The organism is Halomicrococcus pelagicus (assembly GCF_050954125.1).
Genome location: NZ_JBPBWC010000018.1, coordinates 50,984 through 71,342, shown reverse-complemented (window position 1 = coordinate 71,342; position 20,359 = coordinate 50,984). Strand labels below are relative to the sequence as shown.

Annotated in this window: 16 protein-coding genes, 1 tRNA gene and 6 pseudogenes; 10 read left to right on the top strand and 13 right to left on the bottom strand. The window is 55.9% G+C overall.

Features of this window, described 5'->3' with window-relative positions; all coding sequences use genetic code 11:
• Positions 1-361 precede the first annotated feature (361 nt).
• The 4 genes and pseudogenes from ACRYA2_RS21910 to ACRYA2_RS21895 form a co-directional block, all read right to left on the bottom strand.
• Complete coding sequence (locus ACRYA2_RS21910) at positions 362-970, bottom strand: trimeric intracellular cation channel family protein (RefSeq protein ID WP_433633088.1); 609 nt, start codon at positions 968-970, stop codon at positions 362-364.
• A gap of 114 nt (positions 971-1,084) precedes the next feature.
• A pseudogene (locus tag ACRYA2_RS21905) lies at positions 1,085-1,297 on the bottom strand (TFIIB-type zinc ribbon-containing protein); the annotation flags it as partial.
• 214 nt (positions 1,298-1,511) lie between these two features.
• A pseudogene (locus tag ACRYA2_RS21900) lies at positions 1,512-2,408 on the bottom strand (DNA-binding protein).
• Positions 2,409-2,548: 140 nt separating this feature from the next.
• On the bottom strand, positions 2,549-2,854 hold the full coding sequence (locus tag ACRYA2_RS21895; protein WP_433633055.1) for a DUF8069 family protein: 306 nt from the start codon (positions 2,852-2,854) through the stop codon (positions 2,549-2,551).
• A gap of 73 nt (positions 2,855-2,927) precedes the next feature.
• On the opposite strand from ACRYA2_RS21895, the pseudogene ACRYA2_RS21890 reads away from it, so the two are divergent.
• Both ACRYA2_RS21890 and ACRYA2_RS21885 read left to right on the top strand, forming a co-directional pair.
• Positions 2,928-3,035: pseudogene (locus ACRYA2_RS21890) on the top strand (IS110 family transposase); the annotation flags it as partial.
• A gap of 879 nt (positions 3,036-3,914) precedes the next feature.
• Positions 3,915-4,850, top strand: a complete 936-nt coding sequence (locus ACRYA2_RS21885; RefSeq protein ID WP_433633053.1) for a formyltransferase family protein — start codon at positions 3,915-3,917, stop codon at positions 4,848-4,850.
• A gap of 229 nt (positions 4,851-5,079) precedes the next feature.
• On the opposite strand, the gene ACRYA2_RS21880 is transcribed toward ACRYA2_RS21885, so the two are convergent.
• Positions 5,080-6,435 carry an LVIVD repeat-containing protein gene (locus tag ACRYA2_RS21880; RefSeq protein WP_433633051.1) on the bottom strand — a complete coding sequence of 452 codons (1,356 nt, stop codon included), beginning with the start codon at positions 6,433-6,435 and terminating at the stop codon, positions 5,080-5,082.
• A gap of 726 nt (positions 6,436-7,161) precedes the next feature.
• Here ACRYA2_RS21880 and ACRYA2_RS21875 point away from each other — a divergent pair.
• The 3 genes from ACRYA2_RS21875 to ACRYA2_RS21865 all read left to right on the top strand — a co-directional run bounded on the left by ACRYA2_RS21875 (position 7,162) and on the right by ACRYA2_RS21865 (position 10,200).
• Entirely contained in the window at positions 7,162-8,292 is a 1,131-nt protein-coding gene (locus ACRYA2_RS21875; protein ID WP_433633049.1) for a polysaccharide deacetylase family protein, read from the top strand.
• A gap of 204 nt (positions 8,293-8,496) precedes the next feature.
• Positions 8,497-9,573, top strand: a complete 1,077-nt coding sequence (locus ACRYA2_RS21870) for a right-handed parallel beta-helix repeat-containing protein (protein WP_433633047.1) — start codon at positions 8,497-8,499, stop codon at positions 9,571-9,573.
• 276 nt (positions 9,574-9,849) lie between these two features.
• Positions 9,850-10,200, top strand: coding sequence for a hypothetical protein (locus ACRYA2_RS21865; protein ID WP_433633086.1), 351 nt, complete (start codon positions 9,850-9,852; stop codon positions 10,198-10,200).
• Positions 10,201-10,235: 35 nt separating this feature from the next.
• Here ACRYA2_RS21865 and ACRYA2_RS21860 read toward each other — a convergent pair whose 3' ends face one another.
• Positions 10,236-11,411 carry an arylsulfotransferase family protein gene (locus ACRYA2_RS21860; protein ID WP_433633045.1) on the bottom strand — a complete coding sequence of 392 codons (1,176 nt, stop codon included), beginning with the start codon at positions 11,409-11,411 and terminating at the stop codon, positions 10,236-10,238.
• A gap of 407 nt (positions 11,412-11,818) precedes the next feature.
• Positions 11,819-12,154, bottom strand: a complete 336-nt coding sequence (locus ACRYA2_RS21855; protein WP_433633043.1) for a DUF8118 domain-containing protein — start codon at positions 12,152-12,154, stop codon at positions 11,819-11,821.
• A gap of 219 nt (positions 12,155-12,373) precedes the next feature.
• Here ACRYA2_RS21855 and ACRYA2_RS21850 point away from each other — a divergent pair, with 219 nt between their 5' ends.
• From ACRYA2_RS21850 to ACRYA2_RS21840, 3 genes are all read left to right on the top strand, one after another.
• Positions 12,374-12,784: a hypothetical protein gene (locus ACRYA2_RS21850; RefSeq protein ID WP_433633042.1), complete on the top strand. Its 411-nt coding sequence runs from the start codon at positions 12,374-12,376 to the stop codon at positions 12,782-12,784.
• The gene (locus ACRYA2_RS21845) at positions 12,781-13,212 is read left to right on the top strand and encodes a type II toxin-antitoxin system VapC family toxin (protein WP_433633040.1); all 432 of its coding nucleotides are present in this window, start codon (positions 12,781-12,783) and stop codon (positions 13,210-13,212) included. The genes ACRYA2_RS21850 and ACRYA2_RS21845 overlap by 4 nt, the downstream gene beginning before the upstream one ends.
• Positions 13,213-13,272: 60 nt before the next feature.
• A tRNA-Thr gene (locus ACRYA2_RS21840) sits at positions 13,273-13,346 on the top strand.
• 606 nt (positions 13,347-13,952) lie between these two features.
• Here ACRYA2_RS21840 and ACRYA2_RS21835 read toward each other — a convergent pair.
• The 3 genes and pseudogenes from ACRYA2_RS21835 to ACRYA2_RS21825 form a co-directional block, all read right to left on the bottom strand.
• Positions 13,953-14,263: pseudogene (locus tag ACRYA2_RS21835) on the bottom strand (DUF8013 domain-containing protein); the annotation flags it as partial.
• Positions 14,264-14,695: 432 nt separating this feature from the next.
• Complete coding sequence (locus ACRYA2_RS21830; RefSeq protein ID WP_433633038.1) at positions 14,696-15,145, bottom strand: toxin-antitoxin system TumE family protein; 450 nt, start codon at positions 15,143-15,145, stop codon at positions 14,696-14,698.
• Positions 15,146-15,673 (bottom strand): DUF7342 family protein, encoded by a 528-nt coding sequence (locus ACRYA2_RS21825; RefSeq protein ID WP_433633036.1) that lies wholly within the window; start codon positions 15,671-15,673, stop codon positions 15,146-15,148. It lies immediately after the preceding gene.
• Positions 15,674-16,076: 403 nt separating this feature from the next.
• Between ACRYA2_RS21825 and ACRYA2_RS21820 the strand changes: the two genes are divergently transcribed.
• Positions 16,077-17,279, top strand: coding sequence for an RNA-guided endonuclease InsQ/TnpB family protein (locus ACRYA2_RS21820; protein WP_433633035.1), 1,203 nt, complete (start codon positions 16,077-16,079; stop codon positions 17,277-17,279).
• An 11-nt stretch (positions 17,280-17,290) separates the two neighbouring features.
• On the opposite strand, the gene ACRYA2_RS21815 is transcribed toward ACRYA2_RS21820, so the two are convergent.
• Positions 17,291-17,581 (bottom strand): DUF8069 family protein, encoded by a 291-nt coding sequence (locus tag ACRYA2_RS21815; protein ID WP_433633033.1) that lies wholly within the window; start codon positions 17,579-17,581, stop codon positions 17,291-17,293.
• A gap of 367 nt (positions 17,582-17,948) precedes the next feature.
• Positions 17,949-18,369: pseudogene (locus ACRYA2_RS21810) on the bottom strand (DUF8025 family protein).
• 316 nt (positions 18,370-18,685) lie between these two features.
• Between ACRYA2_RS21810 and ACRYA2_RS21805 the strand changes: the two are divergent.
• Positions 18,686-19,846 carry a Fic family protein gene (locus ACRYA2_RS21805; RefSeq protein ID WP_433633031.1) on the top strand — a complete coding sequence of 387 codons (1,161 nt, stop codon included), beginning with the start codon at positions 18,686-18,688 and terminating at the stop codon, positions 19,844-19,846.
• Here ACRYA2_RS21805 and ACRYA2_RS21800 read toward each other — a convergent pair.
• Positions 19,843-20,190 (bottom strand): annotated as a pseudogene (locus ACRYA2_RS21800) (DUF6735 family protein); the annotation flags it as partial. The gene ACRYA2_RS21805 and the pseudogene ACRYA2_RS21800 overlap by 4 nt on opposite strands.
• Between the last annotated feature and the right edge of the window lie 169 nt (positions 20,191-20,359).

Here is a 20,359-nt window from a genome sequence, read left to right as displayed (position 1 = left end):
ACTATGGTGGTCCCGCCAGTTGTGTTTGTTCCACGTGAGGTACACGGGCCATGCCATCGACCCAACCGTGCAGTTCCGCCGTCTCAGGAACGATTCTGAGGCCATGAGGTCAGCGTGCCCCTCGAACCTACACGGACACGTCAGTGTGTCCTCGTGACGAGCCGGTCGATGATGTCTCCCATACTAGTCGCGCAACTTGTGGGTAAAAGACAGCCCTTCAGGGCGGGGCTTTCTCCTTGATTTCCTGGAAGACGTGTACAACCGACGGTAGTCAATCGATGATGATAGAACGACTCCGGCGATTCGAACGACGAGAGACCCACGCTTCATCTGTCTCCCCCTCTCGTGGCCGTTAAGCCTCCTACTCGCGCGTTAACCCTAGTCGTTGTGCAGTTGGGAGCGACCATCCATAGATGAGTGCACCAATTCGTGTTCCAACGACCACCGCTGCGCATAGTGCTGCAGCAGTTCCGCTGGCGCCGCCGGCAGTGACGACAACCCAGTATGTGCTGCCACCCAGTACCGCACAACTGGCGTAGAAGTCGTCGAGCAGGATAAACGGTGAGCGATCCAGCAGGATATCCGCAACGGCACCACCCCCGGCCGCGTTGATCGTCGCAATCGCGACGACGCCAAACGCCGGGATATCGACCTGTGTTGCAACGATGGCGCCGGTCGTGGTAAACGCGGCGAGTCCGATCGCATCAGCGACCAATGTCAGTGGATGGGTGTCGGCTGACTCGAGTGCAGCACTCACCCCAATCGCCAGCCCAACCCCGAGCAAGCCGAGCGCGATCTCGATGGGTGAGCTGAGTGCGAGCGGAATCCGATTGACGAGGAGGTCACGAGTCATTCCGCCAGCAAATGCTGTGGCGAGGCCGACCACTGTGACCCCGAACATATCGAACTCCTCGCGTATCGCCTTAGTTGCGCCAACCAGCGCGAACGCGATGAGTCCAATTGTGTTCATCACGGCGAATGGATCAACGTACAATGCTTCAACGATCTCCTGTGTCACTGGTTCAAGCCAGGCTAGTGGGTCTGATGAGCGCTTCGTCTCTGGCCCCTATCTCCGCCTCGCCAACGCGTCGCGCTTCACACGAACACTATCGTCATAGGCCCGCCACTCCGGCCCATGGTCGATTCGATTCGCTTCGATGACAAGCCCACAGTCCTCGCAGACGGTTTCGATAGCATTGGTGGTGACCCAGCCGTCGCACTCAGGACATTGGTTCAATTCTGTCTCAGTCTGGATGTCTTCGTCGAACGTTGTTTCGTAGATCTCCCTGGTAGCCATGATACTCACGAGGAGGCGATGGGTTGCTCGGGACGCCCCTCATCCACTCTGGGGCAAACAAACACCTTGCAGTACAGCAACGGAGGGGCACCTACTGTGGCGAAAGCCCGGCAGCACAATGGCGCTCGGAGCGCCGTGAGCAGCCCGGACCGTGGAGGTGGTGGGAGGTGGTGGTGACCAGGTACACACCAGCAAAAAAGGGGCGTCGCCCCGGCTATTCCCACCACCGACCACGCTCTGGGAAATGCACGGTGGTCCAGCCGGTCAGTGCGACCGAGACACGCCCATTGTGCCAGTTCTTCGCCGCCCCGTGAATGCGAACGCGTTCGCCCTCTTCGATCCATGGTTGGTCGCTTGCAACCCAGCTGGTGAACTTCGTTTTCCCACTCTCATCTTCGATGAGCCCCACCTGGGAAATGGCTGAATTCGACGGCTCCCACAATTGGGTCACAATCCCTTCGATGTTCACCTCTTTGCGATCGATCTCCTCGAGTTTCTCGATGGGAACCACCTGCGCGGGTGCCGTCTACAGCTCCTCGAACACCCCGACGACCGCGCTCATCAGGTCTTTCCCACCGACCACGGCTTCACCTAGCCGCCGGCCAATCGCCGCTCGCGACCAACCATCCAGCTTCTCCGCCAATCGCATCGACTGCTTGTTCACCGCCGCCAACTGTTCCTGCGCGAGTTCTGCACGGGGATCGTCATGCTCCGGATCCGCTATCGGGTTCACGCTCGCCGCGCGCTTCTGGAACTCAGTTCGGCGCTCGATACTCCGGTTTGCTACAATATCCCGCGTCCGCTTCTCCCGACCGTTCTGCGTGCCCAGTTCGGCTTGGGCACTGATGCGCTCTAGTTCGGCTTCCCGTGCCTTGATGCGCTCTTCCTGTTCGAGGGTCGCACCGTGGATCCGCTCGTCACTCGTGTCCGTGATCCCGTCTGGGTGGTTCGCATCGACCTTCGTCTGTGTCTCCTGTTCAACCGTCGCCTCGAACTCTGGCGTCCCGTCGACGACCGGGAACCCATCCGTATCGACCGTCTGCTCGTCCGCTTGTTCGAACGCCTGTTCATCGACCGAAACTACATTACTGGTGACGTTGTTACTTGACATTGGTCTCACTATAGACCTGAAGGCACTCACGCGCCGACACCGCGATGCTCCTACATCGCGGTTTTCCGACGACAACGCCCAACAGACCCATCTGCGCGCTCTCGCTCGCGCCTTCGCGAGCGAGAGCGCGCCCGAGGAGGTCAATCATCCAGTACCGCGCGCCGACCCGGCCGGAGCGAGCGGCCAGCCGTCCACCCGCGATGGAAAACAGCGATCTGCTGAATCAAATCGAAGGCCTCGCCACTTGGTTCATGGACTAGCGCTCGCTGGTCGGCGACCGGCGTCACGATACCATCGTCCACGAGGTCACTGACAAGGTGACGTGCAGTCGTCTTGTCGACGTCCGCCGTCGACACCTGGGCCACATCTCGGTCCTGTGCGAGGAGGTCAGTTTCATGCCGCTTGTAATCGTCTACAGTCTTGTCCAGTACGTTTGGATCAGTCACGGGAATTCACGCAAGGCACGGTCGTGAACGCGCCTCACGCCTTCAGGCGCAGACAAACGCTCCTGTTGCAGAGCGGAAGAACCATCAGATTGCGATTGTTGCAATGGCTCGCAGACTGCTTGTATCAATCTCCCACATGCTGCAACGCAAGGAGGCGTATGATCCACCAGGAGTGAGCAGCTGTGGCCCGCCGAATGGCGGGCCACAGCGGCTTCATGCAGCTAGCGGGAGCCACAGCTTTTGTATTCACGTGACCTCCGCTCGCCGGCTGATAGGAATGTCTAACGCATACCCGCGTCTTTAGGCGCGAGTCGCGTGATAGGCCCGGCGCGACAACCGCCGCCACTAGCCGGGGCGGATGATATCCCACGCCGGTCCGTTGAAGCGGTTGTACTACATGGTTAGACGGGCTACTCCGGCGGAGAGAGCCATTCCAGAGAACACACGTCTGCCGATGACTCGGCCGGAGACGGGGCCTGAGTGACCGGACCACAGCCCTACTGAGGGAGTGAAACCGAGGTTCCCCCAGTATGTTGCTGGTTCCCTTGGAAGTGCGGGGTGAACCCTCGAACGCCACACTCGGCTGATATCCCATAGGGGATGCCACGCTCTCACGGGCGTGGAGGAGGTCACTGGCCAGTCACCGCCGTTCCTTCTCGGATAACTACCTGAGGATTCGGTCTCCCGAACAATCTACTAACGCAGACGTGGTTTGTGGAGATAGCAGACTTTCATAGATATGTCTAGACCGTATTCGGTGACACCAGCCTATCGCTGAGCCTGCTCGGAGATCGCCCCAATCGATTGTGTCAACGAGGGACTCAGGGGTGTTCTCAGGCGAAACGAGGCGCCGCTCGTGCGGATTAACTTGATAAGCCGCTTTTGATACAGCGAACAGCGACTAAGGCAGCCGATCTCGCGATCCACCAGCAATGATGCAGTCGTTACTGCAGGAACAGGTTGTATCAGAACGCAATCCTTGGCTACCGTTCGAATCGCAGACTATTCTATGTAGTAACAAAGGGACCTAGGGTCAAGGAAGAAATAGGGTCTCACCGGTATGCCACCCTCAAACCACCTCTCAGAAGAGAGTACGACTTCTTCTCCACAAGTGAAACAAGGCAATCCGGAGCGGCAAACTGTATTAGATTCATCACAGCAAGATATACTCCATGTTGGAATCCTCTTACCCGGCGAAACAATTCCGACATGGCAGAAGCGCGCAATTGAGAAGATGGTTGCGGAGACAGATGTTGAGATCACGCATCTCGTCATTCGAGATGATTCATCACCGATGAATCTCAGTGAGTATCTCGAAGAGTCGTTCCCCGGCGGCTTGCTGACGTATCTTCAGCTATGTTATATGCGACTCAATTCACATGCATTGTGGTCGCTACTTGGTATTGCCCGACAGCTCGCCGACACACCGGAGTATCGTGAACCCACGCCGATCAATTCGATTGCCGGCTTTGACGATACGGACCGGATTTATTGTGAGGCAGTTACGGACACAGACTTTGGGAATCATCTGCCGGATCAGGTGACCGAAACAGTTGGAGAAAACACGGACGTCGTTATCCGGTTTGGGTTCGGCATTTTCACTGATCCGCTGTTATCGAAGCCGACCCACGGCGTACTGAGTTTCCATCGCGGGGATCTCCGGGCGTATCGTGGCCAACCTGGGGGACTCTGGGAGTTTCTGCATGATGAGCCGACAGCAGGGGTGACGCTCCAGCGAATTAGTGACTCGCTTGATGCTGGCGAAATCGTCGTAGAAGACGAAGTGCCGATCGATAATGCAGATACGTGGCGTGAGGTCGAACGTCATCAAATCGCGGTCTGTGAGGAGATGCTTGTGACGGCTATCGAGCGACTGCAGGATCCGGATTTCGAGCCATCGACGCCGGAAACGCTTGGTGAGGTGTATACGATTCCTCGAGGTATGGACGCACTTGCGTATGCGGGAAAAACTATCGGTGGGATACTCCGTCGGTGATCACGGTCAGGTATGGACCGTCTTCGAGCGGCGATACCACCCGATACGCTGGCCACGTCTATGCAGACCAGCCACCAGTTGGGCGAGGTGAATCGCTCGCAGTGCCGGGCGATATCGAGCAGGTCCATCCAGCAGGCGGATGACTCACAGTCAATTGGAAGGATGACAAGGCGGTCGTCGTTGGTCTGGTAGTCGATGCGATTGAAAGCGTCCCTGCCCCGAAACTATGTCATCCAGCCGTTAGCTCGAATGTGTAAATCCCCGTGAATGTATCGCTTCCGACGATCAGTTTACGGTCGCGCGAGTCGTCGTACGCCGCCTTCCACGCCATCGGCGGTTCGCCGAGCAGCGAAACTTTGTCGTTCGGCGCGTTCGCCTGCGTCCCGTCGTCTGTCGGATACCGATCGACCGGATGCGGGTTCGTCGGGTCGGTGATGTCGTACGCCACCACCCCGTCGTGCCAGTCGGCGGCGACGACGAACGTGGCGTCCCCCCACGGAACGACATTGAAGTGGTGGCCGGTCCAGTCAAAGCGTTCGGCGAACTCGTCGCCCATCCGACGAGCGTTCGGCGAGACAGTGAAGCCGACGGGAATTGGATCGGCCAGCGATCCGTTCTTCCATCCGACGTCGAAGACGTGTTTGCCACCCGGAACTCCCGATGTGCGCTCGTCTCCGATAACGAGCAGGTCGCGTCGCGGATCAAAGTGACCGTGGTGCGCACTTCCGAACGCTTGCTCGCCAACCTTCGCCTGATTGTACGGGTTTCGCTTCCTGTAGTCGAAGCGGCTGATTTCCTTCGGGTTTCTCGGGTCGCTCACGTCGTAGAGAACAAGTCCGATAAATTTCCCAGACTGGTACGCACAGCAGAGTACCTCGCGCTCCGGATCAACGTTGATGTCGTGACCTGCACCCTGTGGCCCATACTCGCCGAGTTTACGCGGCGACGACGGATCCGTGACGTCGTACACGTCAAATCCGTTCGTCTCTAGCTGGTAGTTCATCGTGTAGAGAACCGACTTCCTTGGATGAGGCTCTACGTTGTGTGACTTGCCGTCCGAGACGGTGCCGATGACCGTCGGTTCCGTCGGCTTTCCGGCTGAGTATCCGTAGTCGACGACTTCGAAGTTGCCGGGCCACGTTCGCTCTATCGCCCGATAGTACAGGCCGTTCCGGTGGTCGAACTTGACGTCGATGGTCGGTGCATCGTCCTCGTTAGGCAGGTAGTGAACCTGTTTTAGAGTGGATGGATCGGTGATATCAAAGAGATAACTGCCGTCAACACCCCACTTAGTTCCGAGAACGGCGTACCGCCCGTCGTCTCGGACGTCGACCTCCGAGTATCCGCCGCTGGGCTTCGGCGAACTCGGCGGGGGCTGAGCCGAGGGGTACAGTTGGTCGAGTTTCTTTAGCGATACGCGGCTTGGATCGATCGATTGTTTTGCAGTAGTAGTAGTCGTAGTCGACGTTGTGCTGCCTTCGCCGTCTTTGGGCTGCGAATTAGAACAGCCAGCTAGGGACGATCCGGCGAGAAGTGCGCCGGAGGCCCTGAGTATGCGTCGCCGTTTCTGCTTGTCACGAGTCATCGGTAATGATGTGTGGGCGAGTTTTTGGCGGCGATTTTCAAGGGATAAGACAGGTGTATATCGCTGACATGGTCTATTTTCTGTGAATTTGTATATTATAATAAAAAGGCGTCGCAGGAAATCCGTTGGATTCGTTCTCGTGAAAGCCAACCGTCAATCTCCTCGGTCAGGGTTCCATCGTCATCCATTGGAGGCCGTATAGGTAGGGACCGACCTTCGTTATACGCCTCTTGACTAAGAAAGGGCGGGTTGGTCGAAATAATCAACTCAACTGACAGGGCCTACCAACCGGTTAGCGTCAGTCCACCAAGTGAAAAGCGCAAGCAGCGATAAGGACAACGCTTCGCGGTGATACCACCTCCTTGGAACGAACTCCTTGTGTAGGTGTATCATCGTCATAACAAACATTGGATCAGGTTTACGTGCAAATAAACTCATGAAGCCATCCAGTGACGGCGTAACGAACACCCAGCAGTTGCTGTGTAGGGCCTGTGAGCGGAGCTATAGAGCCGATATAGTGGCTGAACATCGCAAGAGGTCCTTGCCAGGCGTTCTGTCGAATGCCCTTAGGTGGCAAAGCTTGGGTATCGCTGCCGAAGCCGGGAATTCGATAGCGAATCGTGTCTCTGCCATCCGGCAGGCAAGCGGCCAAGTCGGCAACCGAACGCGTATGCTGAAGTCGCTTCGGACAAGCAGGCATGCCGATGCTTCGCAGAGGGAGCAACAATGAGCAACAGTCCGAATTCAGCGACACGGCGAGCGGTACTCAAAAACGGGCTGGCTATCGCCGGTGCGCCAACGGTGACCGGAATGGCGGCCACGGCTGCTCCGCCAAATGGGAAACTGGTGTTCACGTACGACGATGGCCCCATCGAGGATTACACGCACACCTATCAGAAAGCTCATCGCAGAGAGGGTGTCCCAGCCTGTTCGGCTGTTCCCTCATCGTATGTCGGGAAAAGCGGGAACTTGAGTGGAGATCAAATTCAGGAACTCACAGATGAAGGCTGGGAAATCATGTCGCATTCGGTCAAACATCGGATGCTGGGGCATATTACGGTCACACGAGACATCGCAGCCAATGATCAAAAAATCTACGTAGAGGAGAATTTTCATGGGAGCTTTCCGGGTGACACACTCGTCGTTAGCAATGGTTCCCAATCGGCGACCGTCACTGTCTCTGGAAAAGGCTCTGACAACCGGGGCAAATTTGTTAGAGTTCAATCTTCGGTCGGACAGTCGTTCACGGCCAGTGACGAGGTCTTCACACACTATACAAAAGACGTCATACAAACGGCGCTGAAGAAGTCGAAACGGCAACTGGAGGGGTACGGTGTGAACGTGACGAACATCGTGATGCCGTACGCCGGATACGGAAAACGAACTCGGGAGATGGTCGACGAGTACTATACGGCTGTGGCGAACGCGGAGTCCACAGCCGGCGGAAGTCCTCAGATCATGGAGCCGAGCCAAATCCGGCTCCCTCATCTCTCCAGAATGCTGTTCCGGGAAGGGTCTGCCACGAAATCTGAACTTAGAACGTTCCTGGATAAGATTGCATCGCAGAACGGCCTCGGTATTCTGGGTGGCCATAGTTGGTGGCAAGAGAGACTTCCACCGTCTCGAATTCGGATGGTGATTCGGATGGCGAAAGACCGAAATATCGATATCGTCACGCTCCGAGACGCACTTGCGGACTTCGGTATCACCACCTCTCAAACAACGTCAGCAACGACAAATGCACAAACAACCACGAATCGGTCCACAACGAAGACAGATCAACCTGGATTTGGCGTGCTCGCGGCACTTGCTAGTATCGGCAGTGCCGCTGCACTGAAGCGATACTTGACTACCTGAACCACTTCGTCCTACCATGTTCGGAATCACTTAGCCCCCTTGCGCGGCCCTATCGAGAGAAGGACGTGTCCTTCATCAACACGTGCTCCTTCAGCGATTCGTGGAGGTCGTCGATCTTCACACATGCACAGCCATTGTAATTATTTGTCTCATTTTATTTATCATCGGCGTAGAATTAATTTGACCATGGTTCTTGCGTCCCGTATGGCATCCGATATCGCCCGAAGCCGATTTCAAATCGCGATAATTGTAAGTGGACTTGTATTCGTCCTTTGTGGCCTCCTGTACACCGGCCTCAATTTCGTTGGAACAGACCCTCAAAACCAACAAAATACGAAGGAAATCGATGCATGTACTACAATTGACAAACCTGGACGATACGAACTCACAAAAGATATCGAAGACAGTAACGCCAACAAGTGCATTCGGATCACGTCGAGTAATGTCGTGCTCAACGGAAACGGACATTCAATCGACGGGACGGGTGCATTTGGGACCGGAGGAGTACTCGTTGGATCGTTCAAAACGTCCACTGAGAATGTCAGTGTTCGGAATATAAATGTGTCCGACTGGGACGATGGAATCCGCTATATTCACGTTACAAACGGAACAGTCGCGAACACGGTTACTGAGAATAATCGAGTTGGTCTCACATTACTTAGTTCGAATCAAAGTAGTGTTATCAATAACACCGCTATACAGAATGCAGTATATGGAATATCGCTTCAGGAAACAAGCCATGATAACGTGATCGCAAATAACACTGCCTCATCCAATACGTTGTTCGGTATTCATCTGATTCAAAACGGTGTGAAAAATAATGTAATAGAATCGAACTTTGCAGCACGAAATGAGTATGGAATCGTTCTCATCGGTACTATCGAGAATACAATTATCAACAATACAGTTGTTTCTAATCGGATTGCTGGAGTGTGGCTATCTGAATCAGATGACAATACTATTATACATAACACTGCTTCAAACCGATTCTATGGCGTGTATCTCGGTGATCAATCAAATCAAAATTTACTCTCAAACAACACCGCCACTAAGAATGCTGTCGGTATTCGTCTTCTACACAGTGATAACAACGATATCACCGGTAATACGGTCATGGATAGTAGTGTGCAAGCAATCCTTCTTATTGCAAGTAATGGTATCGTTGTTACAGAAAACCGTCTATCCAATAATTCAGCCGCTATTGTACAAATACGGTCCAATAATATTTCACAAGCAGACAGTTATGATGAAAGCATCGAAAAACTACAAATTGGCCTTTAATTACGCTGGCTACGACATCCCAATCAATGACGGTCTCTAATCTGCTCGCATAGAATGTGCTAATTCAATATTTCCCCGGACATTCACGATCTAGGTGAAAAAGGCAATGAAGCACTTCCTACCTGGGGGCAGAACTGGTTGAAAAATAGAATCCCTGAATGATGATATCTGCATTAATACTTGAAGAAACTCGCTAGACTCTGATTCAGTACGCAGCCTCTAACTTTGTCATGGAGTTCGCTTTAGAAATGAAATACTTCCTGTGAGGGAAGAGTAATTATTTGTAAGGTCGACGCGGCTAGTCCCATAACGTGTCTACGATCGCTCGGACGGGAGGGCGTCCGAACGATTGCGTGTTCGGAGTGGAAGAACACTCCGGCGTTTGAGTCACAATATTGTGACGAGGCGGTCACGGTACCGTCGCCGACCGAAGATGTGCATCGATACAAAGACGCGCTTCTACAGCTGGCTCGACGGGATGACGTTCGCACGATCATTCCACTGGGGGAGGAGAATGTGTACGTGCTCTCGAAGTACCGAGACGAGTTTAGAAAGCACGTTGCTCCATTCTGGAACGTAACTACTCCGGATCGACACCATCCAATTTTAAGCCTTCACGAGTTATGACGCTACTACGCCCTCAGAGAGCATCAACACATCTCCTAATCCCTATAAGCAACAGCCAGGAATGGAGCCTCGTGATCGGTGACAGTGCCAGGCTTCGCCAGCCCGCCAAGGTTTCCGTTATTACGGTCATCGTCATCGTTCACTCCCGAACCGCCCGTTATGGTTGTCATCTCCGGTCGTTGGCCGTCCGCCCATCCGTCGATCGACTGAAGGTAGCTGTGACATCGCTTCATGGTCTTGGCGTTGTACTTCGCGGTGTCCCCTTTCACGCGATATCTCCCCAACGCATTTTGATCTGCAATGGTCGGACCGTTTGATTCGTCACCGGTGCCGATTCGCTCCACGTCGTACACCAGCCATGGTGCGTAGAACTCCCAGACGACCTCGCCCGTCGGCGTCACTTCGAGGATGCGCTGATTCTTCGAATCACCAATGAGCGTGTTGCCGTTCGGCAGACGGTCGGCGTCGCGGGGCCACCTCAGGTCGTCTCGGTTGCCGAGCGCCCATGTCCGCTTCCAGCCGTCGCTTCGTTTCTCGTACTCGACGATCCGGTCGTTCTCGGAGTCAGCAACGAGGAGTGTCGGATTTCCATCCTCGCTCTCCAAATAGTCCGGGTTGTGCTGTTTGTGGAGAATGTCATGTTTGCCGTCAGAGCCGAGTCGCATCTCGATTTCGTTCGTCGAACGGTTGATGACGATGGCCTGGTCGAAGTTTCGCGGCGAGGTGAGATACAACCCATCGCCAATCTTGTCTACGTCGTTGACGTGCGTCCAGTCGTTGGAGTAATTCTTCGCGGTGTTCTTCGGGTAGTGGTTGCGGAAATACCAGCGCCAGACGACCTCGTCTTTCTTCAGATCGTAGACGAAGATGCTGTCGTCGTTGCGCTCTTCGTCCTCGTCGTAGGCGCGCATGTTGGCGACGAGCAACTGCGTCCCGTTGTTGATGAGGTCAACGTCGTGTGTGTCGTGGATGGGGAGTGTCTCCTTCCAGACGTGCTCCTGCGTTCGAGGGTTGAACTCGTAGACAACTGTTTGCCTATTCGCCGTTCCGGTGACGAAGAGATTCCCATTCGGCATGGGGTCGACGTCGTAGCCCCACACCATACCATGTTTTGCAGTATGGTGTACCCATTTCACGTTCCCTTTCGGTCCGATGGCGACGAGTTTCGCAGGTGATTTGCCGCCATCTTCGAGCCATGAGTAACCTTGCACCGCGACCACGGTAGTTCCGTTTGCTGGATTCGCGATGGTTCCGACGCAGGGGTTCGATTCATCTCCTTGCTCGACCGATTGGGTGGCAAGTGCGGGAGCAAAAAGTGCGAGGCAACACAGGAGTATGGCACAAACGGCGAAGAACTGCCGTCGCGAGGGTGTTTGCATACCACCTCTGTCTATATCACAGTTCTTGTATTTTTACGCATTTGTCACCACTAGGCTGGGACTAAACTAAGCAGATTTCTTCGAAGAAAGTAGACCATGCTCGAAAAATCTCCATGTAGAGGTAGCAGACTCGACAAATGTGGAGGTTTTGGACTCGAATCGAACACCACGCAAGCTCGATTAGCCAGCCCAGCTAACCAGGTCAGCAACTGCGACTCGACAAACAAGAAGAAAACCGGTTAGCAGCAGTTGTCGAGAGCACGTTTGTCAGTGGTCTCGGCCCCGCACTGTTCACACCGCCAGTAGTGGTGATCGACGTTGCCGTACGTGTCCTGGCGGACGTGCGGGCCAGTTATGCGCGGCCCATCATTCTCGTCATCGTCGTCAGCGGGGACGGCGTCAAGCAAGCCGTCAGCAGTCGCGTCTTTGACGGCGGCCATGGGCTTGTAGAACGCGCTCCGGTGAACGTGGTGCGGGCAGGTGCAGGCCATCGCGTCTTCGGTCACATCATCCAGCGTCACGACGTATTGATGCTTAGCGGGATTGTCGTGACTCTCGTTAGTCACTTCGACCATTCCGGGGGCCTCGACGCGGAAACTGAACTGTGTGCGTTGCTGTACCTTCTCGCCAGATTCAAGGTCTGCAGGCGATTTCGTTGACATGGTCTTCTGAGCCTCATTTTCAAAAGATCGGTGCCGGGTGTACCAGCACCCGGCACGCTTCAACACGCCCGGGGGTACCGTTCTCCATCCATATTGTATACGCCATATGGCGTGAAGATTGCCATACACCATATGGTGTACACCAACAGGACTAAGCAGCCCCAGACTGTAGTCGCAGGTATGTCCAAAGACCGGGGCGACTCAGGACGGTACGTCGAAACCGTCACCCTCACTGACGTGCTCGCAGTCTTCGAAGAAGTCGAAGGTCCCGTGGTGACATCGGGCGACGTCGCTGACGTCCTCGATTGCTCGCGTGAAACGGCTCGGCGCAAACTTGGCCAACTCGAAAATCAGGGGCGGGTGAAGAATCGACAGACTGCTGGCCGCATGGTCTGGTGGCTCGCCGATGAGGATGGCGTCAATGAAGTAGAGCCAAGTGATCCGATCTTTACACGGACGACGTATCGGTCTGGGACAGCAACGGATGCGTCCGAGCGAGTGGATGACCTCCTGTATCGAGATCAGTCCAATCAGTCAGAATGAGTCGTCCACTGCCGATATTTGTGGATACAGGTGGACTGTATGCCGGATTTGATGAAGACGATGTCAACCACGACGCTGCAGATGCCGTTTTCGATGGAATGGAAGCTGGCGAGTATGGACCCGTCTTCACGAGCCGCTATGTGCTGTCTGAGTTTACGACGCTAATGTTGTATCAGATTGGGCAGCCAGCAGCGGTGGATGCTCTCACAACGGTTCGAGAGTCGCAGACGTTCAATATTCTGCCCATCGGCAAGCAGACGTTCGATACGGCATGTGAGGAGTTCGAACGCTACGACGACCAACAAATTTCCTTTGTCGATTACACCAGTGCGGTGCTAGCCCGCGAGTACGACATCGAGCATATCTTCGCCTTTGATAGCGACTTTCAAACGCTGGGCTTCGAACGAATCCCAGGTGAGCAAGGATAGCTGTGGAATACCCGACGGATCGGAAGAATAATTTGCTAACAGTAGTGAATTCCACTTGGTGCCTCAGTAGCTCAGGCTGGCAGAGCAACTCCTTTGTAAGGAGTCAGTCGAGAGTTCAAATCTCTCCTGAGGCTTCCCTACGCCCCACCGTTTTCAGCAGCATTGATCGCTGCACAACTGGAGCACAGTCACGTTCACCACTTAGTGAAGTACCTCGGGGCTTGTCCCCGTGACGTCACCGTTTTGGTCCGCACCGCCACCGCAGGTGAATTCAATTCCCCTCGGCCTCCCCGGAACGGGTCGGCTGGAAGTAACACCCGAACGCCCAGTGCGTCCGTGAGGGTCGGCTGCTCCACCACAGCCCGACAAATCCCGTCGCACCGCGCCGAAGGCGCGGGTGTTGAGCGGAGTCGCAGTCCTCGCGACTGCGCGCAGTTGCGTCGGATTACGGTCTGTAATCCACCTCGCAACTGTCCCATGAGAGACGGTGGCTTATGTACTATACGTGTCGGCTTCACCCTCGGGGTCACGTGGTTCGAGACGCCGTCGGCGTCTCGTCATCACGAGAGAGCGACGCTCTCTCGAACGACCCCGAGACACTCGCCTTGTCCCGCCTGTAGACTAGGGTTGTTGCCATTGGTCGAACCGCGAGGCGCTCTCTGTGCACCCCGCATCCCTCCAGAGGATGAAAAACGATTCTGGCGGACGACCAGCGGGCAACCGTCGTTTCGAATCTGGTGTTAGTTAGGGAGGTCGCGCCGCCCGGTCCGGACGCACTCCCAGCACGGGAAGCCGCCGAGGTCGGCGCAGTCACAGTTCTCCGGCGATTCGTCTGCTGATTCGGGAGTCGGCGCAGGGTCGTCGATGTCCCCGCCGCCATCTGCGAAGCCGAGTGTGGTGAGATAGTCGAGAAATTCGTCGAACAGCTTAACGTCGCTCGGTACGTCGGTCGCGAGGTGCCGCGTCCACTCGATGGCTCACTGGAAGCGAGATCGGTGCCACCCTTTCCGTGGAGATACCACCAGCGGGCGGCCTTCAGCGCGACGAGCGGTCAGCCTTGGTGAGGAGCGTGGCCGCAGCAGATCCCTTCGCGACGGCGGCGTAGAACGTCGACGCCTCGACGAGCAGATGGACGACATGGAGTAGTGCCCACTCAGTATCCGGGGTGCAACTATCGTCGCTAGTTCCATCGAGATGGTTTGAGAGGCAGAACCGGCACTTGGTACGGTTCGCAGGAATCGAAGCACTGCACGAGGAACACTTGCTTTATGTCGATCTCGCTCGATCTGGATACGATTCGAGCGTTCCCCTTCGCTGTCCCTCTACTTGCCCAGCGTTTTTCCGTCCAGAAAGCTCGTCGTCGGGAACGCGGGTCGCTTCGCCAAGGGGTCGTAGTCCCTCAAAATTAGAGTAGTGGTCAGTCATCTCTTGTGGATGGCTTCCTTCGTAATAGTATTTGAACTCATGCCCTCTCTTTACGAGATTACTGTGACGACCACAGTGTCTCTATGCGTTGCTCTATCGCCGTGAGGACGGTGGAGTATACTTCGAGTGGATGGAGCGACGGGAGTTCGAGGTCAGTGATTTCGGTGGCAGACGGTGGCTCATGGAAGTACAACCGGGTGTTGTGCGTGTTCGGATGCCGGTCCCAGCGACACTCCCAGAGTTCCCCAGCCTCGTGCTCTTCGACGTAGTGGACCGAGAAATCACCAGTCGTGAACCACCGAATGTCGAGACGGGTTGCTGTCACTGAGTCCGGGTATCGTCCAGCGTCGAACAGTCCATGAAGTAGTCGAGGTTCGTATGAATCCGGGTCAAACGCAGTCTCAGCGACGAGCGAATCCGACGAAAGGTGCCGCTCCAGCAGGCGCAGCGTCTGTCGATCCGATGGGCCTGTCGAGTGTGGCACCGGATCCTCCGGTGGCTGGCTCATTTACGCCGGAATCAGATGCCCGTCGTTCTGGGAGAGCTGGCGAGCAAGTTCGTACAGCCTGATATCTCGAATTACGCCCTGCCACTCGCTGACTGCGGTCATCCGCTCGTGGATGGTTTCGTGATCACCGTGGTCGAACACGCTGACAGTCGTGGGGTCGGTCGTCTCGAATTGCGCTTCGTATTCCGTCCGCTGGGATTCAAGTGCCTCCACGCGGTCGATGATCTCCTCGGCAGAGAGCTCGGTTGCGATTCGACTGGCGTCCTGCCATTCGAGATACCCTTCATTTCGTTCGTATGTCGCCGGGCGGCTCTCTCGATCGGCGAGGGCGATACCCATCTCCGCCAAGCGGTCGAGATGCTTTTTCGCGGCGTTTGGAGAGCAGTCCGCAAGCTCAGCGATCTCGGTGTATGCAGTCGGAGACGTAACCCCGAGGACGACATCGTAGACACGACCAAACGTGTCCGTTCCCGTCTGCCACCGTCGCTGGGTATCGTCGGACTCTGGGGCCGGATCGAACTCGGTCATACCTATCTGTAGGTGGCTGCTCTCAATATATCTTCGGATTCTTCAAATATATGTGAGTGCTGTGTTGGCCACTAGATAGGCGGAATCAGTCTTGTAAATCACTCAACATTGCAACTGCCTTCCGACCTGCCGGACGTGTTCACTCCGCTCCAAATCTAACTCCTCAGCAAGATAATCGACCCGGGCATTGCTTCACAGAAGGCACAACCGGACAGTGTCTACTGCATCATAGATACCACAGCGCGGATACCCGCGACTTTAGGCACGGGAGGAAGCGCGTACGCTTGACTACTGTACTACCGTTTTCTGCCGGGACGACTCCCGGTTGTATATTAACCTTTATAATCATAGTCGTTATATATGATGTATTAGGGTTAAGTAAACTATTCAAGTCAAGCTTTCTGTGAGCGAAAGCGACGCCGACCTTCTTCACGAGACGATTCGACAGTTCCGATGGGCCGCTAACTACGTCGTTCTGAACGCTCGAAACGACGACGGCTACGTCGAAACGAGAAAAGGCAAACTCAACAGCCAAACCTATGACAACGTTCGTAGTGAAACAGAGCTTCACTCGAATCTCGTTCAAGCGGCACGAAGCCGCGCGGCAGACGCGTTGAAATCCGTCGTGGCAAAGTGGAAACGCGGAAAGAACGCGAGCCTTCCGTACTTCTCGTCACCGTTCCTCGAATACGACCAACGGAGCGCGACGTTCCACGACGACCACGCGTCCCTTTCGACTGTTGACGGTCGAATCACCGCCGACTACGTGTTGCCTGACGACGAACGCAAGACTCCACATTCGGAGTACCTCTTTTCCGACGACTACGAGACGACCGGCGCGACGCTTCACTACCGCGATGCCACGGACGAGTTCTACCTTCACGTCAGAACAAAGGCTGACGTGGACGCTCCCGAACCACGCGAGAACGGAACGGTTCTCGGGGTGGACCTCGGGGTCGAAAACATTGCCGTCACTTCCACCGGCGTGTTTTGGTCGGCGTCTGAATTTGACCACTGGCACCGCGAATACGAAAAGCGTCGTGCATCGCTCCAACAGTGTGGCTCGCGAGACGCTCACGAGAACATGCAAGCGGTCGGTCTGAAAGAGACAGGCCGATTCGAACAGCTCTTGCACCGCGTGTCGAATGAACTGGTCGAAGAAGCCGACGAAAACGGCTGTTCGCATATCGCCTTTGAAGAATTGACCGACATCCGTGACCGGATGCCCGGCGCGAAACGGCTTCACGCGTGGGCGTTTCGGCGTCTGTTTTCCTACGTCGAGTACAAGGCCGAAGAACGCGGTATTTCGGTTCAACAGGTGAATCCAGCCAATACCTCGCGTCGATGCTCGTCGTGTGGCTTCACTCACGAGGACAACCGTCCGTCGCAGGATACGTTTGAGTGTTTGAAGTGCAGCTATGCGAACCATGCAGACTACAACGCGGCGAAGAACATCGGTTACAGACTCCTTGGCAAGCAAACCGCTGGCGAAGGAGGCGCACCCGTAGGCGTGCGCTTGAACACTGGGATGATGAACGCGAACGGCGTTAAAGCCGTACCAACGTTGGTTAGAGCGGGAGTCCATGGTGAATGCCACGGCCTTTAGGCCGTGGTAGCTTACTCGTCCTCCATACCAGCGTCGCGGCCAGCCGACCAGCCACGATGAAAGACAGCTAGCTGTCGAATCGAGTCGAAAGCTTCGCCACTTGGCTCGTGAACCAGCACTCGCTGCCCGGCGACCGCCATCACCACACCGTCGTCGACGAGGTCACTGACGAGCTTTCGCGCCAGCGTCTCGTCGATGTCCGCCATCGAAACCCGGGGTGCATCCCGGTCTTGGGCAACGAGTTCGGCTTCGAGCCGCTCGTGATCGTCTACAGAGTCGTCGAGTATGTCTAGATCGGTCATGGGAACTTACGTGAGGCACAGTTGTGAGCGCGCCTCGCGCCTCTTGGCGCAGACAAACCCTCCTGTTGCTGGATCGTCACGATACTGCTACGTCACAATCGTCAAATCCGGAGATCTCCATGCTCTTCGTAATGGAGAGCTCTCGGACGCCGGTCAACTCCAGCGAGGAAGCTGCGCTCGATCATCTCAAGCAGTACTTCGACAGAGCGGGGACTGACGATGACGCTCACGCGCGAGGACGCCGTCGCCCATCTCATGGACCAGGGTAGCGAACGCGTCGACGCACCGGCACCGTTGCTCGCTTGTCCCTGCTGCGCCAGCACCCATCGCCGGCGCTCGAAAAATCCCTTCTCACAGCAGGCAATTCTCAGGACTCGTCTACTCGTTCGACAGTGATGGTCAGGTCAGCAGACTCGTAGTCGGCCTCGAAGTCGACAGCGAACGCGTCCGCTTCGTAGGCGGCGTGGTAGGCGCGGTGGCGTTCGAGCGAGCCAGTCGCCCCGAAGTGGAAGAATGCAGCCGCGGTGTAGGGTTCGCTTTGGGTCTCGATCTGCATCTCGACGGAGGCCGGTAGCGGGATTTGGGGCGTGTCCGTGTCGATACTCGCAGCGAATTCCCTCGCCTCCTCGACGGTCCCTTGCGAATGCGCCGGTGTCTTGCCAGTCAACACGTTCACCGGCGTCTCCATGCCGTCGGTGAACAGGACGTCTTCGAACGTGTGTCCCGAGGATCGCCTCGGAGTCAAACTCACAGTCGTGAAACGGATCGCCGTCTACGTGTATAGTCATCAAATCACGAACCTACGGCGGGGCTCACCCGTTCCTGCCTCTGAAAAACAGTAGCTGCCTCGAGGCAGTTCGATCTAGGAATGGTTCCGGCTCGCTTTCTCGAACGGTGATTCACCAATTGGGACGCGAAACGCTTGATAATCTCGGTCCTGACTACAGAGACAAGCCACTCCACAGAAATCTACTGACAAAGAACTTGGTGCGTAGAACAGCCATCACAGCTCGAATCTATCTTAAACCGGCCGAAGAAGTCGTTTGGATAGGGGAACTCACATCCCGTTATCTATATTGGGGTAGGGGTGGATATTAGATAATAATGAAGCCTGAGGACTTTACTGAGAGCCCTCCTGGCGAGGTTGAGATGGTTGATGGGATCTTCGCCTTTAGTCCAGATCCGCTCCCGCCGGATTTTGACGCGACCCATGACCTCCTTACCGAGAACGGGAATGCGATGTACGCCGTGGGCCAGCTTTCTGATCTGGATACGTGGCTTGACTCGCCAGAAGTCATTTTGAGCCCGCTCATCCACCGCGAGGCTGTCGATTCCTCGAACATCGAGACGACGACGCGGCTGACGCTCTCGGATATCTACCGGCGAGAAGCCGGTGAAGAGCCGGGTCAAACCGAGACGGAACGGGCTGATATCACGGAGGCACAAAACTACGTTGAGGCGATTACGACTGGGATCGAAACCCTCCGTGACGGTGCGGAGCTGGATCGCGACTTACTGTGCCGGCTACACGAGATTCTGTTGCAGGGTGCTCGTGGGGAGCAGAAGAATCCAGGGGAGTTTCGCACAGATCTCGTAGGCATCGACGAACCGGGCACGCCGCTCAGTGAGGCACGATTCGTCCCGACACCACCGGCGAGTATTCCGTACGCTCTGCGGAGTCTGCTTCAGTACATCCGATCGGGGCCGACGTACGCGCCGCTCGTTGACTTGGCGTTGATTCACTATCAATTCGAGACGATCCACCCCTTTCAGGACGGAAATGGGCGGCTTGGTCGCCTCCTCGTGATGTTGGCTCTCTACAAGTGGGATCTGCTGCCCGGCCCCTACCTCTACCCGTCGTCGTATTTCAACGCGAACCGTGATGCCTACCTCGACAGACTCCTCGCTGTGAGCCGTGACGGGGCCTGGACAGACTGGATATCGTTCTTCGTGCAAGCCATTGCCGAACAGGGTCACGAGGCCTACACGGTCGCTCGCGACCTGTTAGCGCTGCATGACGAATATCGAGAGCAGTACCAAGGGCAGGGCGTCGTCATCTACGAGCTCATCGATTTCATCATCGAACACCCGTATCTCACGGAGCCCCAGGCGGTAGAGGCACTTAATCGGTCACAGCCAGCTGTCAACCAAGCAATCCGGCACTTATGGGACGACAATATTCTGCGTGAGACGACCGGCCAACAACGGAACCGCCGGTACGAAGCGGCTGACGTGCTTGCAATCGTCGAACCGTACAATCACTAGCAGCTACGTGAGTTATCTGTCGACGTAGGGGTGAACAACTCCTGTCGACCCCCGACCCGTTCAGCAAGCTTCTGCTTTAGATACTGTCTCGCAGTCGACGGCGTGAAGACACCCTTGTCGATCATGTCGCCGACGACATCTTTGAGCACCTAGAACTGGCCCGTCAGGTGGCCGTCGCCGACCGGCTCACCGTCGTACCAGCCTACGGTCGCGAGCGCGCCGTTCCCGGCAGCTTCGCCCTGCTCAATCGTCTCAGAGTCGTACTGCAGGCCGAACCAGATTGTTCGATACGCGGTCACCTCGAACGTCGGCGACACGACGAAGAACGCCTCGTGGTGGAGGTAGATACGCACCCACTCGCCGTCCTCGACGACCGACTCCAGCAACTGCCTGCAGCATTGGGATCGATTCGCTGGCAGGACGGGCAGCCATCTCTTCCGACGTGGCTGGATTGAATAGAGGCCCGAAAACTGCGGCTACGACGCTTCCTCTAATGCGGTTCACGAAAGTGAG